Origin of the sequence: Agrobacterium sp. LR_9, assembly GCF_041954855.1 — a bacterium.
GTDB lineage: Bacteria > Pseudomonadota > Alphaproteobacteria > Rhizobiales > Rhizobiaceae > Agrobacterium > Agrobacterium leguminum.
The window spans coordinates 1-15,821 of the sequence record NZ_JAVAYA010000043.1 but is presented as its reverse complement, the minus strand read 5'-3'; the positions used below and the strand labels follow the sequence as shown (position 1 = coordinate 15,821).

27 protein-coding genes and 1 pseudogene are annotated in these 15,821 nt (G+C 58.1%); all 28 read left to right on the top strand.

The window, feature by feature from the left end; genetic code table 11:
• Window positions 1-115: pseudogene (locus RAC79_RS25115) on the top strand (elongation factor Tu); the annotation flags it as partial.
• Window positions 116-426: 311 nt separating this feature from the next.
• Entirely contained in the window at window positions 427-735 is a 309-nt protein-coding gene (rpsJ, locus tag RAC79_RS25110; protein WP_003507767.1) for a 30S ribosomal protein S10, read from the top strand.
• Window positions 736-939: 204 nt separating this feature from the next.
• Window positions 940-1,581, top strand: a complete 642-nt coding sequence (gene rplC / locus RAC79_RS25105) for a 50S ribosomal protein L3 (protein WP_003507769.1) — start codon at window positions 940-942, stop codon at window positions 1,579-1,581.
• 12 nt (window positions 1,582-1,593) lie between these two features.
• On the top strand, window positions 1,594-2,214 hold the full coding sequence (gene rplD / locus RAC79_RS25100; RefSeq protein WP_003495173.1) for a 50S ribosomal protein L4: 621 nt from the start codon (window positions 1,594-1,596) through the stop codon (window positions 2,212-2,214).
• Window positions 2,211-2,504, top strand: coding sequence for a 50S ribosomal protein L23 (locus RAC79_RS25095; protein ID WP_003521003.1), 294 nt, complete (start codon window positions 2,211-2,213; stop codon window positions 2,502-2,504). The genes rplD and RAC79_RS25095 overlap by 4 nt, the downstream gene beginning before the upstream one ends.
• Before the next feature lie 43 nt (window positions 2,505-2,547).
• Entirely contained in the window at window positions 2,548-3,384 is an 837-nt protein-coding gene (rplB, locus tag RAC79_RS25090; protein ID WP_003521004.1) for a 50S ribosomal protein L2, read from the top strand.
• A gap of 15 nt (window positions 3,385-3,399) precedes the next feature.
• Window positions 3,400-3,678 carry a 30S ribosomal protein S19 gene (gene rpsS, locus RAC79_RS25085; protein ID WP_003507772.1) on the top strand — a complete coding sequence of 93 codons (279 nt, stop codon included), beginning with the start codon at window positions 3,400-3,402 and terminating at the stop codon, window positions 3,676-3,678.
• A gap of 2 nt (window positions 3,679-3,680) precedes the next feature.
• Entirely contained in the window at window positions 3,681-4,070 is a 390-nt protein-coding gene (gene rplV / locus RAC79_RS25080) for a 50S ribosomal protein L22 (protein WP_003521005.1), read from the top strand.
• Window positions 4,070-4,801: a 30S ribosomal protein S3 gene (rpsC, locus tag RAC79_RS25075; protein ID WP_003495188.1), complete on the top strand. Its 732-nt coding sequence runs from the start codon at window positions 4,070-4,072 to the stop codon at window positions 4,799-4,801. Before rplV ends, rpsC begins: the two co-directional genes overlap by 1 nt.
• A gap of 38 nt (window positions 4,802-4,839) precedes the next feature.
• Window positions 4,840-5,253 carry a 50S ribosomal protein L16 gene (rplP, locus tag RAC79_RS25070; protein WP_003495190.1) on the top strand — a complete coding sequence of 138 codons (414 nt, stop codon included), beginning with the start codon at window positions 4,840-4,842 and terminating at the stop codon, window positions 5,251-5,253.
• A gap of 12 nt (window positions 5,254-5,265) precedes the next feature.
• On the top strand, window positions 5,266-5,466 hold the full coding sequence (gene rpmC, locus RAC79_RS25065) for a 50S ribosomal protein L29 (RefSeq protein WP_003495193.1): 201 nt from the start codon (window positions 5,266-5,268) through the stop codon (window positions 5,464-5,466).
• Window positions 5,467-5,477: 11 nt separating this feature from the next.
• On the top strand, window positions 5,478-5,714 hold the full coding sequence (gene rpsQ / locus RAC79_RS25060) for a 30S ribosomal protein S17 (RefSeq protein ID WP_003495195.1): 237 nt from the start codon (window positions 5,478-5,480) through the stop codon (window positions 5,712-5,714).
• Window positions 5,715-5,948: 234 nt separating this feature from the next.
• On the top strand, window positions 5,949-6,317 hold the full coding sequence (gene rplN / locus RAC79_RS25055; protein WP_003495199.1) for a 50S ribosomal protein L14: 369 nt from the start codon (window positions 5,949-5,951) through the stop codon (window positions 6,315-6,317).
• A 13-nt stretch (window positions 6,318-6,330) separates the two neighbouring features.
• Window positions 6,331-6,639 (top strand): 50S ribosomal protein L24, encoded by a 309-nt coding sequence (rplX, locus tag RAC79_RS25050; protein WP_003521006.1) that lies wholly within the window; start codon window positions 6,331-6,333, stop codon window positions 6,637-6,639.
• Entirely contained in the window at window positions 6,632-7,186 is a 555-nt protein-coding gene (gene rplE, locus RAC79_RS25045) for a 50S ribosomal protein L5 (RefSeq protein WP_003495201.1), read from the top strand. The genes rplX and rplE overlap by 8 nt, the downstream gene beginning before the upstream one ends.
• Window positions 7,187-7,219: 33 nt before the next feature.
• Window positions 7,220-7,525 carry a 30S ribosomal protein S14 gene (gene rpsN / locus RAC79_RS25040; RefSeq protein ID WP_003507785.1) on the top strand — a complete coding sequence of 102 codons (306 nt, stop codon included), beginning with the start codon at window positions 7,220-7,222 and terminating at the stop codon, window positions 7,523-7,525.
• 12 nt (window positions 7,526-7,537) lie between these two features.
• Complete coding sequence (gene rpsH, locus RAC79_RS25035) at window positions 7,538-7,936, top strand: 30S ribosomal protein S8 (RefSeq protein WP_003521007.1); 399 nt, start codon at window positions 7,538-7,540, stop codon at window positions 7,934-7,936.
• A gap of 43 nt (window positions 7,937-7,979) precedes the next feature.
• Window positions 7,980-8,513: a 50S ribosomal protein L6 gene (gene rplF / locus RAC79_RS25030; RefSeq protein WP_003495204.1), complete on the top strand. Its 534-nt coding sequence runs from the start codon at window positions 7,980-7,982 to the stop codon at window positions 8,511-8,513.
• 12 nt (window positions 8,514-8,525) lie between these two features.
• Window positions 8,526-8,888: a 50S ribosomal protein L18 gene (rplR, locus tag RAC79_RS25025; RefSeq protein WP_003521008.1), complete on the top strand. Its 363-nt coding sequence runs from the start codon at window positions 8,526-8,528 to the stop codon at window positions 8,886-8,888.
• 197 nt (window positions 8,889-9,085) lie between these two features.
• A complete protein-coding gene (rpsE, locus tag RAC79_RS25020) occupies window positions 9,086-9,655 on the top strand; it encodes a 30S ribosomal protein S5 (protein WP_004442585.1) in 570 nt (189 codons plus the stop codon).
• Window positions 9,656-9,666: 11 nt separating this feature from the next.
• Window positions 9,667-9,873, top strand: coding sequence for a 50S ribosomal protein L30 (gene rpmD, locus RAC79_RS25015; protein WP_020812287.1), 207 nt, complete (start codon window positions 9,667-9,669; stop codon window positions 9,871-9,873).
• 16 nt (window positions 9,874-9,889) lie between these two features.
• Window positions 9,890-10,369, top strand: a complete 480-nt coding sequence (gene rplO, locus RAC79_RS25010) for a 50S ribosomal protein L15 (RefSeq protein WP_003521009.1) — start codon at window positions 9,890-9,892, stop codon at window positions 10,367-10,369.
• Between the two features lie 328 nt (window positions 10,370-10,697).
• Window positions 10,698-12,038 (top strand): preprotein translocase subunit SecY, encoded by a 1,341-nt coding sequence (gene secY / locus RAC79_RS25005; RefSeq protein ID WP_003521010.1) that lies wholly within the window; start codon window positions 10,698-10,700, stop codon window positions 12,036-12,038.
• Window positions 12,035-12,625, top strand: a complete 591-nt coding sequence (locus tag RAC79_RS25000; protein WP_003521011.1) for an adenylate kinase — start codon at window positions 12,035-12,037, stop codon at window positions 12,623-12,625. The genes secY and RAC79_RS25000 overlap by 4 nt, the downstream gene beginning before the upstream one ends.
• A gap of 302 nt (window positions 12,626-12,927) precedes the next feature.
• The gene (gene rpsM, locus RAC79_RS24995) at window positions 12,928-13,296 is read left to right on the top strand and encodes a 30S ribosomal protein S13 (protein ID WP_035263425.1); all 369 of its coding nucleotides are present in this window, start codon (window positions 12,928-12,930) and stop codon (window positions 13,294-13,296) included.
• Between the two features lie 137 nt (window positions 13,297-13,433).
• Window positions 13,434-13,823, top strand: coding sequence for a 30S ribosomal protein S11 (rpsK, locus tag RAC79_RS24990; protein ID WP_003521013.1), 390 nt, complete (start codon window positions 13,434-13,436; stop codon window positions 13,821-13,823).
• Window positions 13,824-14,018: 195 nt separating this feature from the next.
• Window positions 14,019-15,029, top strand: a complete 1,011-nt coding sequence (locus RAC79_RS24985; RefSeq protein ID WP_003495228.1) for a DNA-directed RNA polymerase subunit alpha — start codon at window positions 14,019-14,021, stop codon at window positions 15,027-15,029.
• A 120-nt stretch (window positions 15,030-15,149) separates the two neighbouring features.
• Window positions 15,150-15,575, top strand: a complete 426-nt coding sequence (gene rplQ / locus RAC79_RS24980; protein WP_003521014.1) for a 50S ribosomal protein L17 — start codon at window positions 15,150-15,152, stop codon at window positions 15,573-15,575.
• The last annotated feature ends 246 nt before the right edge of the window (window positions 15,576-15,821 follow it).

The following is a 15,821-nucleotide window of genomic DNA, read 5'->3' as shown; positions in this document are numbered from 1 at the left end:
GACCGTTGACGTCGAGCTGATCGTTCCGATCGCGATGGAAGAAAAGCTGCGCTTCGCTATCCGCGAAGGCGGCCGTACCGTCGGCGCCGGCATCGTGGCTTCGATCGTCGAGTAATTTCGACCTTTGAAATTCTGACTGGCGGCGGTGTGAACAACACCGCCGCCGGACTTTTGGTAAAAAGCCTGGCGGCGTTGCATTTTTAGTGCTTGAAAAATTCGGTGAAAGCGCGTAAACGCGCACTCACACTCACCGCTGGATTCGCAAGCGATTGCGAAACGCGGTGTTTTAGCAATACAGACAATTGAAATGATTGGGATGCGACAGCGCATTTCTCTCGATTTTTGAAAATCTGCGGCGCCACGATCAATAGAAGTTCATGTGTTTCCGCGTGCGGAAACGAATAACAAAGAACAAGGACAAGACGAATGAACGGCCAGAATATCCGTATCCGCCTCAAGGCGTTCGATCACCGGATCCTCGATGCCTCTACCCGTGAAATCGTGTCGACCGCAAAGCGCACCGGCGCCAGCGTTCGCGGCCCGGTTCCGCTCCCCACCCGCATCGAAAAGTTTACCGTCAACCGCTCTCCTCACGTTGATAAGAAGAGCCGTGAACAGTTCGAAATGCGGACGCACAAGCGTCTTCTCGATATCGTTGACCCCACCCCGCAGACTGTCGATGCTCTGATGAAGCTCGACCTCGCTGCTGGCGTTGACGTGGAAATCAAGCTCTAAGACCCGGCCCGATCCATTCAAGGTGAGGGCTGAAGTAACAAGGCCGGACTTCACCTTTGGGTGAAGGCCAATAACAAGGAAGGTACGTGGAGTAATCCAACGACTTCCAAACCGGAGACCGGAAACATCGTGAGATGTCGAAGGGCACTCCTTAACAAAGGCCAGAGAGGGTTTTCCCTTCAAGGCTCGCAAGAGGATGAACCAATGCGTTCAGGTGTGATTGCACAGAAAGTGGGTATGACACGCGTCTATAACGACGCAGGTGAACATATCCCCGTAACAGTATTGCGACTGGATAACGTACAAGTCGTTGCCCAGCGCACGGAAGACAAGAATGGCTATACCGCAGTTCAGCTCGGTGCCGGCCAGTCCAAGGTCAAGAACACGACGAAGGCGCTTCGCGGTCATTTTGCCGCTGCCAATGTCGAACCGAAAGCCAAGCTCGTCGAGTTCCGGGTTTCCCCCGAGAACCTGATCGACATCGGTGCAACACTGACCGCAAATCATTTTCAGTCCGGCCAGCTGGTCGACGTCACTGGAACCACGATCGGTAAAGGTTTTGCCGGTGCTATGAAGCGTCACAACTTCGGTGGTGGCCGCGCTTCGCACGGTAACTCCGTATCGCACCGTGCACACGGTTCGACCGGTAACAACCAGGATCCGGGCCGCGTCTGGAAGGGCAAGCGCATGGCTGGTCATATGGGCCAGACGCGCGTTACGACCCAGAACCTCGAAGTCGTTTCGACCGATGAAGACCGTGGCCTCATCCTCGTGAAGGGTGCAGTTCCCGGCTCGAAGGGTTCCTGGATCATCGTCCGCGACGCCGTCAAGTCGGCTGCGAAGTAAGGGAGCCTTATCATGGAATTGAACGTCAAGACCCTCGAGGGAAAAGACGCCGGCAAGGTTTCTCTGTCGGATGAGATCTTCGGCCTCGACCCCCGCCAGGACATCCTGGCCCGCATGGTTCGCTGGCAGCTTGCAAAGAAGCAGCAGGGAACCCACAAGTCCAAGAACCGGTCGGAAGTTTCCCGCACCGGCGCGAAGATGTACAAGCAGAAGGGTACGGGCCGCGCTCGTCACCATTCGGCTCGCGCACCGCAGTTCCGCGGCGGCGGCAAGGCCCACGGCCCGGTCGTTCGCAGCCATGCACACGATCTTCCCAAGAAGGTTCGCGCGCTCGCTCTGCGTCACGCCCTGTCTGCAAAGCTGAAGGCTGAAGAACTGATCATCGTCGATCAGCTCGTCGCGTCCGAAGCAAAGACCAAGGCTCTGCTGGGCAGCTTCGCTTCGCTTGGCCTGACCAACGCTCTCGTTATCGGCGGCGCCGAACTTGATGGCAACTTCAAGCTCGCTGCTCAGAACATCCCGAACGTGGACGTTCTGCCGGTTCAGGGCATCAATGTTTACGACATCCTGCGCCGTGGCAAGCTGGTGCTTTCCAAGGCTGCTGTAGAGGCTCTGGAGGAGCGGTTCAAATGACGGATCTTCGCCACTACGATGTGATCGTATCTCCTTCGATCACGGAAAAGTCGACGCTGGTATCCGAACAGAACCAGGTCGTATTCAACGTCGCCAAGAATGCTTCCAAGCCTGAGATCAAGGCTGCCGTGGAAGCTCTCTTCGGCGTCAAAGTCACGGCTGTGAACACGCTTATCCGCAAGGGTAAGACCCGTCGTTTCCGTGGATTCGCCGGTAAGCTGAAGGACGTCAAGAAAGCCGTCGTCACGCTCGCCGAAGGTCAATCCATCGACGTGTCCACCGGACTCTAAAGGTTAGGCCCAAGCGGGCAAAGACCCAAAAGGGAACAAGAAAATGGCATTGAAAAGTTTCAATCCGACCACGCCGAGCCAGCGCCAGCTGGTTATCGTGGACCGCGCTTCGCTCTACAAGGGCAAGCCGGTAAAGGCTCTCACCCAGGGCCTCAGCTCCAAGGGTGGCCGTAACAACCAGGGCCGGATCACCGTCCGTTTCCAGGGTGGCGGTCACAAGCGGACCTACCGTCTGGTTGACTTCAAGCGTCGCAAGTTCGACGTAGAAGGCACCGTTGAGCGTCTGGAATACGACCCCAACCGCACCGCGTTCATCGCGCTGGTTACGTATACCGACGGCGAACAGGCTTACATTCTCGCGCCACAGCGTCTCGCTGCCGGTGACAAGGTGATCGCCTCCGACAAGGCAGTGGACGTGAAGCCCGGCAACACCATGCCGCTTCAGTACATTCCGGTCGGTTCGATCATCCACAACGTCGAGATGAAGCCGGGCAAGGGCGGTCAGATCGCTCGCTCCGCCGGTACGTATGTCCAGCTCGTCGGCCGCGATGCCGGCATGGCCATCCTGCGTCTCAACTCGGGCGAACAGCGTCTGGTGCACGGCTCGTGCCTTGCATCGATCGGTGCTGTTTCGAACTCGGACCACGCCAACATCAACGACGGCAAGGCCGGTCGTTCCCGTTGGCGCGGCAAGCGTCCGCACGTTCGCGGCGTCGTCATGAACCCGGTCGACCACCCGCACGGTGGTGGTGAAGGTCGCACGTCGGGTGGTCGCCACCCGGTTACTCCGTGGGGCAAGCCCACGAAGGGCAAGCGCACCCGTTCGAACAAGTCGACCGACAAGTTCATCATGCGCTCGCGCCATCAGCGTAAGAAGTAAGAGAGGTAGTCACTAATGGCTCGTTCAGTATGGAAAGGTCCGTTTGTTGACGGCTATCTTCTCACCAAGGCTGAGAAGGTGCGCGAGAGCGGACGTAACGAAGTAATCAAGATCTGGAGCCGTCGCTCCACGATCCTGCCGCAGTTCGTTGGTCTGACCTTCGGCGTCTACAACGGCAGCAAGCATGTGCCCGTCTCCGTCAACGAAGACATGGTCGGACACAAGTTCGGTGAATTCTCTCCGACCCGTACCTATTACGGTCACGGCGCGGACAAGAAGGCAAAGAGGAAGTAATCATGGCGAAGGCTAAGACCGAACGCCGGCTGAAGGACAACGAGGCTCAGGCCGTTGCCCGTACGCTCCGCGTCAGCCCCCAGAAACTGAACCTGGTTGCCGCTCTTATCCGTGGCAAGAAGGTTGATCGCGCTCTCGCCGAGCTCGAATTCTCCCGCAAGCGCATTGCAGGCACCGTCAAGAAGACGCTGGAATCTGCGATTGCCAATGCGGAAAACAACCACGACCTCGACGTCGACGCTCTCGTTGTCGCCGAGGCCTATGTTGGCAAGTCCATCACCATGAAGCGTTTCCACGCTCGTGGCCGTGGTCGTGCTTCCCGCATCGAAAAGCCGTTCGCTCACCTCACGATCGTTGTTCGTGAAGTCGAGGAAAAAGGGGAGGCCGCATAATGGGTCAGAAAATCAATCCGATCGGCTTCCGCCTCGGCATCAACCGTACCTGGGATAGCCGCTGGTACGCTGACACCGCAGAATACGGCAAGCTGCTGCATGAAGACCTGAAGATCCGGGCTTACCTGATCAAGGAACTCAAGCAGGCCGGTATCGCAAAGGTCGTCATCGAGCGTCCGCACAAGAAGTGCCGCGTTACGATCCACTCGGCTCGTCCGGGTCTGATCATCGGCAAGAAGGGTGCAGACATCGAGAAGCTTCGCAAGAAGCTTTCCGAGATGACCAACTCCGAAACGCACCTCAACATCGTTGAAGTGCGCAAGCCGGAAATCGACGCGACGCTGGTTGCCCAGTCGATCGCTCAGCAGCTCGAGCGCCGCGTGGCTTTCCGCCGTGCGATGAAGCGTGCTGTTCAGTCCGCAATGCGTCTTGGCGCCGAAGGCATCAAGATCACCTGCGGCGGCCGTCTCGGCGGTGCAGAAATCGCTCGTACCGAATGGTACCGCGAAGGTCGCGTTCCGTTGCACACGCTGCGTGCGGACATCGACTACGGCACGGCTGAAGCTGAAACCGCATTCGGCATTTGCGGCATCAAGGTCTGGATCTTCAAGGGCGAAATCCTTGAGCACGATCCGATGGCTTCTGAGCGTCGCGGTCTCGAAGGCGACGCACAGGGCCCTGCAAGCCGTGAGCGTGGCGATCGTCCCGATCGTCGTCGCGAAAACGCTTGATTGACGCTGGCGAAAGATAAGCTCGGAGAAGTAAGAAAATGTTGCAGCCAAAGCGTACTAAGTACCGTAAGCAGTTCAAGGGACGCATCAAGGGCGTCGCCAAGGGCGGCTTTGACCTGGCATTCGGTGAATTCGGCTTGAAGTCGCAGGAACCGAACCGCGTGAATGCACGCGAGATCGAAGCGGCCCGCCGCGCGATCACGCGTTACATGAAGCGCGCAGGTCGCGTGTGGATCCGCGTATTCCCCGACGTTCCGGTCACGGCAAAGCCGACCGAAGTTCGTATGGGTAAGGGCAAGGGTTCGGTCGATTACTGGGCATGCAAAGTCAAGCCCGGTCGTATGATGTTCGAGATCGACGGTGTGTCCGAGGAGATCGCCCGTGAGGCGCTTCGTCTCGGCGCTGCCAAGCTCTCGGTCAAGACGCGCTTCGTACAGCGCATCGCAGAGTAAGGAGCAAGGCACATGAAAGCCGATGAAGTTCGCGGCCTCAGCGCCGACCAGCTCAAGGACAAGCTCGCCGATCTGAAGAAGGAGCAGTTCAACCTGCGCTTCCAGAAGGCAACTGGTCAGCTGGAGAAGTCCTCGCGCATCAACGAAGTCCGCAAGGATATCGCCCGCGTTAAAACCATTGCCCGCCAGAAGGCGGCAGAAGCCAAGGCCTAAGGAAGAATAATATGCCGAAACGCATTCTGCAGGGCGTCGTAGTGTCCGACAAGAACGAGAAGACTGTCGTAGTCCGGGTTGAGCGCCGATTCGCTCACCCGCTGCTTCAGAAGACCGTTCGTCGTTCGAAGAAGTACAAGGCACACGACGAAAACAATCAGTATAAGGTCGGCGATGTCGTTTCCATCGAGGAATGCGCACCGATCTCCAAGGACAAGCGCTGGACGGTCGTTTCCGCCCAGGCTTAATTTCATCAGAATCGCGCCAGGTGTCTTGCACTTGGCGCGAATTCCTGTATGAAGCACCGCAAGGACGCTCGTGAATCGAGCGTCTTTTGCTTTGATGCGCACGGAAGGTCCTTCGGGAAACCACCCTGTCACGACATTTCCGCGCAAAAAAAGAGATATTCATAAGCTGGGGCAGGGGGCTTACTCGGGAGAGTTTGCCCAACCGTTCCGGTAACAACAAGAAGGCGACCTGACATGATTCAGATGCAAACAAACCTCGACGTGGCGGATAATTCCGGCGCACGTCGTGTCATGTGCATCAAGGTGCTGGGCGGCTCGAAGCGCAAATATGCTTCTGTTGGCGACATTATTGTCGTTTCCATCAAGGAAGCTATTCCGCGCGGCCGCGTCAAGAAGGGCGACGTGATGAAGGCGGTTGTCGTGCGCACCGCCAAGGACATCCGCCGCGCTGACGGCAGCGTCATCCGTTTCGATAACAACGCAGCCGTTCTTATCGACAACAAGAAAGAGCCCATCGGCACCCGTATCTTCGGACCGGTTCCGCGCGAACTTCGCGCCAAGAACCACATGAAGATCATCTCGCTGGCTCCGGAAGTACTGTAAGGAGCGACAAGCGATGCAGAAAATTCGTAAAGGCGACAAGGTTGTCGTATTGACCGGTAAGGACAAGGGCCGTACCGGCGAAGTAATCCAGGTTTTGCCGAAGGAAGACCGGGCCGTTGTGCGTGGCGTTAACATGGTGAAGCGTCACCAGCGCCAGACCCAGGCCCAGGAAGCCGGCATCATCAACAAGGAAGCATCCTTGCACATCTCCAACATCGCCATCGTCGACAAGGATGGCAAGCCGACCCGCGTTGGCTTCTCGGTTGTGGATGGCAAGAAGGTCCGCGTGGCCAAGCGTTCGGGAGAAGTGATCGATGGCTGATAAGTACGAGCCGCGTCTCAAGACGGAATACGTTTCCCGTATCCGTGGCGCCATGCAGGAGAAGTTCTCCTACGCAAACGTCATGATGATCCCGAAGCTTGAAAAGATCGTGATCAACATGGGCGTTGGCGAAGCGACTGCTGACTCCAAGAAGCCCACCATCGCTGCCGGTGACCTGGCTGCGATTGCCGGCCAGAAGCCGGTCGTTACCCGCGCTCGCAACTCGATCGCAGGTTTCAAGGTTCGCGAAGGCATGCCGATCGGTGCGAAGGTTACCCTTCGTGGCGCCCGCATGTACGAATTCCTTGATCGTCTGGTCAACATCGCGCTTCCGCGCGTTCGCGACTTCCGGGGCCTGAACCCGAAGAGCTTTGACGGCCGTGGCAACTTCGCCATGGGCATCAAGGAACACATTGTGTTCCCTGAGATCAACTACGATAAGGTTGATCAGATGTGGGGCATGGACATCATCGTTTGCACGACGGCGACGTCGGACGACGAAGCTCGGGCTCTGCTGACAGAGTTCAACTTCCCGTTCCGTCACTAACCGTAACGACGAGCGTAGAAAAGGAACTCCGATATGGCGAAAACAAGCGCAGTTGAAAAGAACAAGCGCCGCCGCAAGTCGGTCGCCCAGCAGGCCGCCAAGCGCGCCGCACTGAAGGCGATCGTGATGAACCAGTCCCTTCCGATCGAAGACCGGTTCAAGGCCACTCTGAAGCTCGCTTCGCTGCCGCGTGACGGCTCGAAGACGCGTATCCGCAACCGCTGCGAAGTAACGGGCCGTCCGCGCGCGTTCTATCGCAAGCTCAAGATGTCGCGTATCGCGCTTCGTGAGCTGGGCAATTCCGGCAAGGTGCCGGGCATTGTCAAGTCGAGCTGGTAAGGAGACGGGCACATGACCATGACTGATCCTTTGGGTGATATGCTCACCCGCATCCGCAATGGTGCTGCTCGCCGCAAGTCTTCGGTAAGCACGCCGGCTTCCAGCCTCCGCGCACGCGTTCTCGACGTGCTGCAGGCTGAAGGCTACATTCGCGGTTATTCCAAGGTCGATTTCGAAAACGGCAAGTCCGAATTCACGATCGAGCTGAAGTACTACGAAGGCGCGTCCGTGATCCGTGAGATCGGCCGCGTTTCCAAGCCGGGCCGCCGGGTTTATGTCTCGGTAAAGTCCATTCCGCAGGTCGCGAACGGCCTCGGCATCACCATCCTTTCGACCCCGAAGGGCGTGATGGCCGATCACCAGGCTCGCGAACAGAACGTTGGTGGCGAGGTTCTTTGCTCGGTCTTCTAAGACCCGAGCAAGGATCTCCATAACGAACAGACAGGATTGAATAATGTCTCGTATCGGTAAAAAGCCCGTTCCGGTTCCAGCAGGTGTGACGGCCAATGTCGACGGCCAGAAGGTTACTGCTAAGGGCCCGAAGGGTGAACTGTTTTTCGTCGCTAACGACGACATTCAGCTGAAGCTCGAAGATAACGGCGTTTCCGTAACGCCGGCTAACGGCACCAAGGAAGCTCGTTCGAAGTGGGGCATGTCCCGCACGATGATCGAGAACATCTTTAAGGGTGTTAAGGACGGCTATGAGCGCAAGCTCGAAATCAACGGCGTCGGTTACCGTGCCGCCATGCAGGGCAAGAACCTGCAGCTGGCTCTCGGCTTTTCCCACGATGTTGTTTACGAGCCGCCGGTCGGCATCACCATTGCCGTCCCGAAGCCCACGGAAATCATCGTTTCCGGCATCAACAAGCAGCAGGTTGGCCAGGTAGCCGCGGAAATCCGCGAATACCGCGGTCCCGAGCCCTACAAGGGCAAGGGCGTGAAGTACGCTGAAGAGCGTATTGTCCGCAAAGAAGGCAAGAAGAAGTAAGGATCACGCGAAATGGCTAGCAGGAAAGAAGCACTTGCACGTCGCGCGAGCCGTGTGCGCCGCCAGATCAAGGCGGTTGCCAACGGCCGCCCGCGCCTGTCGGTTCATCGCTCGTCGAAGAACATCTACGCCCAGATCATCGATGACGTTGCTGGCAAGACGCTTGCGTCTGCCTCCACGCTCGAAGCCGATCTGCGCGGCTCGCTCAAGACCGGCGCCGACGTTGCAGCAGCAACTGTTGTCGGCAAGCTGGTTGCCGAGCGTGGCGTCAAGGCTGGCGTCAAGGATGTCGTATTCGACCGTGGCGCGTTCATCTACCACGGCCGCATCAAGGCCCTGGCAGACGCTGCCCGCGAAGGCGGCCTGAACTTCTGAGTGCATGACCCTTTCGATTTTTTGAGATCGAAAGAAAGGATCATGCACCAACAAAGATGCTGTAGCGCTTTTCGCGCTGCAGTTTCCGCCCGGACAACGATCCGGGCGGAATTTCACCGGACCATGCGGATCTCTTCATCGGGACCGCTGGTCTTTTCGTTTGCCGTTCCACCCGCAAAAGAAAAAGGACAAGGACAATGGCACAGGATAAAAGAGGTTCCCGCGAAGAGCGTCAGAACCGCGAAGAGCGCGATAGCGAATTCGTCGACAAGCTGGTCGCGATCAACCGCGTTGCAAAGGTTGTTAAGGGTGGCCGTCGCTTCGGCTTCGCCGCTCTCGTTGTCGTTGGCGACCAGAAGGGCCGCGTTGGCTTCGGTCACGGCAAGGCTCGTGAAGTTCCGGAAGCGATCCGCAAGGCAACCGAAAGCGCAAAGCGCGATCTGATCTTCGTTCCGCTGCGCGATGGCCGCACGCTGCACCACGACGTCAATGGCCGTCATGGCGCAGGCAAGGTTCTGCTGCGTTCGGCCAAGGCCGGTACCGGTATCATCGCCGGTGGTCCGATGCGCGCCGTTTTCGAAACGCTCGGCGTTCATGACGTTGTTGCCAAGTCGACCGGTTCTTCGAACCCGTACAACATGGTTCGCGCTACGTTCGACGCTCTGAAGCATCAGGTTCATCCGAAGGACATCGCTGCACAGCGCGGTCTGAAGTATGCGACCCTTCAGGCTCGTCGTGCCGCTTCCGGCAACGCTTCTGAAGAATAAGGAGCTGGATCATGGCCAAGAAGACTACTGAAGCCAAGAAGACTGTTACGGTCGAACAGATCGGCAGCCCCATTCGCCGCCCGGCAATCCAGCGCCAGACGCTGATCGGCCTGGGTCTCAACAAGATGCATCGTCAGCGCACCCTGGAAGACACTCCGGCGGTCCGCGGCATGATCCGTGCGGTCCAGCATCTCGTTCGCGTCGTTGACGAGAAGTGAGACGGAGTAACCTATCATGAAACTCAATGAAATCAGAGACAACGAAGGCGCCTCCAAGGATCGTATCCGCGTAGGTCGCGGTATCGGTTCCGGCAAGGGCAAGACCGGTGGTCGCGGTGTGAAGGGTCAGAAGGCTCGTTCGGGCGTCGCCATCAACGGCTTCGAAGGCGGTCAGATGCCAATCTACCGTCGTCTGCCGAAGCGCGGTTTCAATAACATCTTCGCTTCCGAATATGTTGTCGTATCGCTCGGCCGCATTCAGACCGCCATCGACGCCAAGAAGCTTGACGCTTCCGCAACGATCGATGCCGCTGCTCTCAAGGCTGCCGGCGTTATCCGCCGCGCCAAGGACGGCGTACGCATTCTCGCCGACGGCGAGCTGAAGGCCAAGGTCGCTTTCGAAGTTGCCGGCGCTTCCAAGCCCGCAATTGAAAAGATCGAAAAGGCTGGCGGTTCGATCAAGCTTCTCGCAGTTGCAGCAGAAGCCGCCGAGTAATATATAGACTTCAGACGCCCGGGGCTCGTCGCTCCGGGCGTTTGCGCTCCCTGGCCTATGGTGCTTTCGATCTAAATCGATTTATAGAGCATCAGGGCAATCTCTTCGCGGTGTGCTTCCACGGCCCCGCTTGCGGCAGAAAGTGCTGCAGGGAGAGCCTCACAGTTCTTGAACTTCCGTAGGGGAGGGGATAGGACATAAAAAACAGGGTGAGGCATGATGGCGGCTCAGAGCCGCATTTGTCCGAAGCCCGGTTTTGACCAGTATCTTTTAGACCTTTCCGCATCGGCCGGTTGCGCTGGCTGGCAAGGGTCATTCGGAGAAATTTATGGCTTCAGCAGCGGAACAACTGGCTTCGAACCTGAATTTTTCGACCTTCGCTAAGGCGGAGGATCTGAAAAAGCGTCTCTGGTTTACTCTTGCCGCACTTCTCGTCTACCGTCTCGGCACTCACATTCCGCTTCCGGGCCTGAACCCCGAAGCCTATGCGCAGGCCTTCCGTGGCCAGGCCAACGGTATTCTCGGTCTTTTCAACATGTTTGCGGGTGGCGCCGTCGAGCGCATGGCGATTTTCGCCCTCGGCATCATGCCTTACATCTCCGCTTCGATCATCGTGCAGCTCATGACGTCGGTCGTGCCCTCGCTCGAAGCGTTGAAGAAGGAAGGCGAAGCCGGCCGCAAGATCATCAACCAGTATACGCGCTACGGCACGGTGCTGCTCGGCACGCTGCAGGCCTATGGCATTGCGGTAGGCCTCGAAAGCGGCAACGGCCTCGTGGTCGATCCGGGCTGGTTCTTCCGCATTTCCACCGTAATCACGCTGCTCGGCGGCACGATGTTCCTGATGTGGCTGGGTGAGCAGATCACCTCGCGTGGTATCGGCAACGGTATTTCGCTGATCATCTTCGCGGGCATTGCCGCAGGCCTGCCCAAGGCGCTGGCCGGCACGCTGGAACTCGGCCGTACCGGTGCGCTTTCCACCCCGCTCATCCTGACGGTCGTTGTGGTCGCCATCGGCGTCATCGCGCTCATCGTCTTCGTGGAACGCGCCCAGCGCCGCCTGTTGATCCAATATCCGAAGCGACAGGTCGGCAATCGCATGTTCCAGGGCGATACTTCGCATCTGCCGCTGAAGCTCAACACGGCTGGCGTCATTCCCGCGATCTTCGCATCTTCGCTGCTGCTGCTGCCGGCAACGGCTGCGGGTTTTGCCGGCAACACCAACCTGCCGGGCTGGGCAACCTCGATCATCGCGTCGCTGCAGCACGGGCAGCCGCTGTTCATGGCGCTCTATGGCCTGCTGATCGCGTTCTTCGCATTTTTCTATACGGCGATCGTCTTCAATCCGAAGGACACCGCAGATAACCTCAAGAAGCATGGTGGCTTCATTCCGGGCATCCGTCCGGGCGAGCGCACCGCGGAGTACATCGATTACGTCCTGACCCGCATCACCGTGGTCGGCGCGATTTATCTTGTCTTCGTCTGTATCCTTCCTGAGACACTTATCGCACGCACGGGCATTCCATTAGCCCTTGGTGGTACTTCGCTTTTGATCGTTGTCAGTGTAACTCTGGACACGGTTGCGCAAATTCAGGGTCACCTGATCGCGCAGCAGTATGAAGGGCTGATCAAGAAGTCGAAGTTGCGTGGAGGAAAGAGGGGACGATGAGACTGATATTTTTGGGTCCGCCGGGTGCGGGCAAGGGAACCCAGGCCAAGCGGCTGACGGACAAGTACGGGATCCCGCAGCTTTCCACCGGTGACATGCTTCGCGCTGCGGTCAGCGCGGGCACCGAAATCGGCAAACGCGCCAAGGCCGTCATGGATGCCGGCGGGCTTGTTTCCGACGATATCGTCAATCAGATCGTTTCCGAACGCATCGAAGCACCGGACTGTGCCAAGGGCTTTATTCTCGACGGCTATCCGCGCACCGTTCCGCAGGCCAAGGCGCTTGCCGAGAACATGCGCAAGAAGAATCTGGTCCTCGATGCCGTCATCGAACTCAAGGTGGACGAAGAGGCGTTGATTCGCCGAATCGAAAACCGCGTGGCTGAAACCATTGCCGCCGGCGGTACGGTTCGCTCGGATGACAATCCGGAAGCGTTCCGCAAGCGCCTGACGGAATATCGCGAGAAGACCGCGCCGCTGTCTGCCTATTACAGCGAACAGGGCGAGCTCGTGACGCTGGATGGCATGGCTGATGTCGATGCCGTCACCGAGGCTATCGAGCGCGTTCTCGAGAAAGCCTCCGCCTGATCGACCGAGCGGATGGGCGAGGCTGTTGCGCTCTTGCCCATATCTCGCTTGCGCATGGCGGCAGATCCTTTGGATCGTAAAAGAATCTTGGCGGAGCCGGTTGCTTTTTTGCGCTGATTCCGTTAAACACCGCGCCAACTCGCGACATCCCAAGCGACTGGCGCGGATTTCCCTAAGGGAAGGGAGATCCGGGTTCGGTCGTTTTGACTTGTCACGGACACCAATTTGAACTGGCGGTCTTGTCGGCCGCTCGAATGGAATCACCACTTGCCGGATGGCAACTGGAACCAAGGAGAAGAGACGTGGCACGTATCGCTGGCGTCAACATCCCGACCGCGAAGCGCGTTGTTATTGCGCTGACCTACATTCACGGGATCGGTCCGAAATTCGCGCAGGAAATCATGGACAAGGTCGGTCTTCCGGCTGAGAAGCGCGTTCATCAGCTGACGGATGCTGAAGTTCTTCAGATCCGCGAAGCCATCGACCGCGACTACCAGGTCGAAGGCGACCTGCGTCGTGAGACCTCGATGAACATCAAGCGTCTGATGGACCTCGGTTGCTACCGCGGCCTGCGTCACCGTCGTGGCCTTCCGGTCCGCGGTCAGCGCACGCACACCAACGCCCGCACCCGCAAGGGTCCGGCGAAGGCTATCGCTGGTAAGAAGAAGTAATTTTCCGGTTCTCCGGAAAGGGGAGGCTGGTGCAGTCCGCGCCAGCCTTTCTGAGTTTGGCGTGAAGCTCCGATGGGGTTGATCGCCGGTGTAGCCGCTGGTGTTACGGCGGTGAAGAGATCAATGAAAGGTATAAAATGGCCAAGGAAGCCGCACGTATTCGCCGTCGCGAACGTAAGAACATCACGTCTGGCGTCGCGCACGTCAACTCGACCTTCAACAACACGATGATCACCATCACCGACGCACAGGGCAACGCCATTGCCTGGTCGTCTGCTGGTGCCAAGGGCTTCAAGGGTTCGCGCAAGTCGACCCCGTTCGCTGCCCAGATTGCTGCTGAAGATTGCGCGAAGAAGGCTCAGGAACACGGCATGAAGTCGCTTGAAGTTGAAGTTTGCGGTCCGGGTTCCGGCCGTGAATCGGCACTTCGCGCCCTGCAGGCTGCCGGTTTCATGATCACTTCCATTCGCGACGTGACGCCGATCCCGCACAACGGTTGCCGTCCGCGCAAGAAGCGCCGCGTCTGACGCGACCGTGGTTCGGAAATTCCGCCTTACCTCAGGTCTGGCGGAATTTTCGTGTATCTGGCGTGTGCGCGTCGATTTCGATCGGCGGACTTGCGCTCAAGAACCCACCGATGAACCGCTGAATTAGGTTCCTCTCGGTGTTTTCATGCTCGGTCCGTCACGATTGGATGGTGGCGGCGAACGGAAGGTTTAAAGATGATTCAGAAGAACTGGCAGGAACTTATCAAGCCGAACAAGGTCGAGTTCACCTCGTCCAGCCGCACCAAGGCAACCCTGGTTGCCGAGCCGCTGGAGCGTGGTTTTGGTCTTACCCTCGGCAACGCGCTGCGTCGCGTTCTGTTGTCTTCTCTGCGTGGCGCCGCTGTGACGGCCGTGCAGATCGACGGTGTCCTGCACGAATTCTCCTCCATCCCCGGCGTTCGGGAAGATGTGACGGATATCGTGCTCAACATCAAGGAAATCGCCATCAAGATGGACGGCGATGATTCCAAGCGCATGGTCGTGCGCAAGCAGGGCCCGGGCGCCGTAACCGCTGGTGACATCCAGACGGTTGGCGACATCGAGATCCTGAACCCCGACCACGTGATCTGCACGCTGGACGATGGCGCTGAAATCCGCATGGAATTCACCGTCAACAACGGCAAGGGTTACGTACCGGCTGAGCGCAACCGCGCGGAAGATGCCCCGATTGGCCTCATTCCGGTGGACAGCCTCTATTCTCCGGTCAAGAAAGTGTCCTACAAGGTGGAAAACACCCGTGAAGGCCAGGTTCTCGACTATGACAAGCTGATCATGACGATCGAGACCAACGGTTCGGTTTCCGGCGAAGACGCCGTTGCCTTCGCCGCTCGCATTCTTCAGGACCAGCTGGGCGTCTTCGTCAACTTCGACGAGCCGCAGAAGGAAGCAGAAGAAGAATCGGTTACCGAACTCGCGTTCAACCCGGCGCTTCTCAAGAAGGTCGACGAGCTCGAACTGTCCGTTCGTTCGGCAAACTGCCTGAAGAACGACAACATCGTTTATATCGGCGACCTGATCCAGAAGACCGAAGCCGAAATGCTTCGCACGCCGAACTTCGGTCGCAAGTCGCTGAACGAAATCAAGGAAGTTCTCGCTTCCATGGGTCTGCACCTCGGCATGGAAGTGCCGGCATGGCCGCCTGAGAACATCGAAGATCTCGCAAAGCGTTACGAAGACCAGTACTAACAATCAAAAAGGCAGACCCTTTAAAGACTGCCTTTCCCCGTCAAACAGCAGATAAGTCATCTGCATGTGCCAGGAAACGGCAGGCCTTAGAGAAGGAACCTGCGAAGAAGGAGAATAGCAATGCGCCACGGTAATTCAGGCCGCAAGCTCAATAGAACCGCCAGCCACCGCAAGGCAATGTTTGCCAACATGGCTGCTTCGCTCATCACCCATGAGCAGATCGTCACCACGCTTCCGAAGGCGAAGGAAATTCGCCCGATCGTTGAGAAGCTCGTCACCCTCGGCAAGCGCGGCGACCTGCACGCTCGTCGTCAGGCGATCTCGCAGATCAAGGATCAGGACGCCGTCCGCAAGCTGTTCGACGCGATCGCAGCCCGTTACGCAAACCGCAACGGCGGCTACCTGCGTATCATGAAGGCCGGCTTCCGCCAGGGCGACAATGCCGCTCTCGCCGTCATCGAATTCGTCGAGCGCGACGTTGACGCCAAGGGCGCAGCCGACAAGGCGCGCGTTGCCGCTGAAGCTGCTGCTGCCGAAGCTGCATAAGGTTTGACGCCGTTCAGGCGTCATGAGTTTAAAAGCCGGGCGAGAGATCGCCCGGCTTTTTGTGTTCAGATCTTAGCCGACACAATGACTAAGGTTTTGCCGTCGCGGCGAAGGGTTTGGGAGGGAATAGTTAAATCCATACCCTAGGGATGCTACTACTCGTATCCACCAACCATCATTAAACCCTCATCAGGCGTGAACCGCCCCAGGTTTCTGGACCATCTGAGGCTAGAGTTTTCCGGCTTC

Excerpts from the sequence above, each read along its gene's own strand:
- rplV (WP_003521005.1), top strand. The coding sequence starts at position 3,681 with ATGGCGAAGGCTAAGACCGAACGCCGGCTGAAGGACAACGAGGCTCAG.
- rplO (WP_003521009.1), top strand. The coding sequence starts at position 9,890 with ATGAAACTCAATGAAATCAGAGACAACGAAGGCGCCTCCAAGGATCGT.
- rplX (WP_003521006.1), top strand. The coding sequence starts at position 6,331 with ATGCAGAAAATTCGTAAAGGCGACAAGGTTGTCGTATTGACCGGTAAG.
- rplF (WP_003495204.1), top strand. The coding sequence starts at position 7,980 with ATGTCTCGTATCGGTAAAAAGCCCGTTCCGGTTCCAGCAGGTGTGACG.
- rpsE (WP_004442585.1), top strand. The coding sequence starts at position 9,086 with ATGGCACAGGATAAAAGAGGTTCCCGCGAAGAGCGTCAGAACCGCGAA.
- rpsK (WP_003521013.1), top strand. The coding sequence starts at position 13,434 with ATGGCCAAGGAAGCCGCACGTATTCGCCGTCGCGAACGTAAGAACATC.
- rplC (WP_003507769.1), top strand. The coding sequence starts at position 940 with ATGCGTTCAGGTGTGATTGCACAGAAAGTGGGTATGACACGCGTCTAT.
- RAC79_RS25095 (WP_003521003.1), top strand. The coding sequence starts at position 2,211 with ATGACGGATCTTCGCCACTACGATGTGATCGTATCTCCTTCGATCACG.
- rpsQ (WP_003495195.1), top strand. The coding sequence starts at position 5,478 with ATGCCGAAACGCATTCTGCAGGGCGTCGTAGTGTCCGACAAGAACGAG.
- rplP (WP_003495190.1), top strand. The coding sequence starts at position 4,840 with ATGTTGCAGCCAAAGCGTACTAAGTACCGTAAGCAGTTCAAGGGACGC.
- secY (WP_003521010.1), top strand. The coding sequence starts at position 10,698 with ATGGCTTCAGCAGCGGAACAACTGGCTTCGAACCTGAATTTTTCGACC.
- rpsN (WP_003507785.1), top strand. The coding sequence starts at position 7,220 with ATGGCGAAAACAAGCGCAGTTGAAAAGAACAAGCGCCGCCGCAAGTCG.
- rpmC (WP_003495193.1), top strand. The coding sequence starts at position 5,266 with ATGAAAGCCGATGAAGTTCGCGGCCTCAGCGCCGACCAGCTCAAGGAC.
- rplB (WP_003521004.1), top strand. The coding sequence starts at position 2,548 with ATGGCATTGAAAAGTTTCAATCCGACCACGCCGAGCCAGCGCCAGCTG.
- rpsH (WP_003521007.1), top strand. The coding sequence starts at position 7,538 with ATGACCATGACTGATCCTTTGGGTGATATGCTCACCCGCATCCGCAAT.
- rpsJ (WP_003507767.1), top strand. The coding sequence starts at position 427 with ATGAACGGCCAGAATATCCGTATCCGCCTCAAGGCGTTCGATCACCGG.
- rplR (WP_003521008.1), top strand. The coding sequence starts at position 8,526 with ATGGCTAGCAGGAAAGAAGCACTTGCACGTCGCGCGAGCCGTGTGCGC.
- rplN (WP_003495199.1), top strand. The coding sequence starts at position 5,949 with ATGATTCAGATGCAAACAAACCTCGACGTGGCGGATAATTCCGGCGCA.
- rpmD (WP_020812287.1), top strand. The coding sequence starts at position 9,667 with ATGGCCAAGAAGACTACTGAAGCCAAGAAGACTGTTACGGTCGAACAG.
- rpsS (WP_003507772.1), top strand. The coding sequence starts at position 3,400 with ATGGCTCGTTCAGTATGGAAAGGTCCGTTTGTTGACGGCTATCTTCTC.
- rplD (WP_003495173.1), top strand. The coding sequence starts at position 1,594 with ATGGAATTGAACGTCAAGACCCTCGAGGGAAAAGACGCCGGCAAGGTT.
- rplQ (WP_003521014.1), top strand. The coding sequence starts at position 15,150 with ATGCGCCACGGTAATTCAGGCCGCAAGCTCAATAGAACCGCCAGCCAC.
- RAC79_RS25000 (WP_003521011.1), top strand. The coding sequence starts at position 12,035 with ATGAGACTGATATTTTTGGGTCCGCCGGGTGCGGGCAAGGGAACCCAG.
- rpsC (WP_003495188.1), top strand. The coding sequence starts at position 4,070 with ATGGGTCAGAAAATCAATCCGATCGGCTTCCGCCTCGGCATCAACCGT.
- rplE (WP_003495201.1), top strand. The coding sequence starts at position 6,632 with ATGGCTGATAAGTACGAGCCGCGTCTCAAGACGGAATACGTTTCCCGT.
- RAC79_RS24985 (WP_003495228.1), top strand. The coding sequence starts at position 14,019 with ATGATTCAGAAGAACTGGCAGGAACTTATCAAGCCGAACAAGGTCGAG.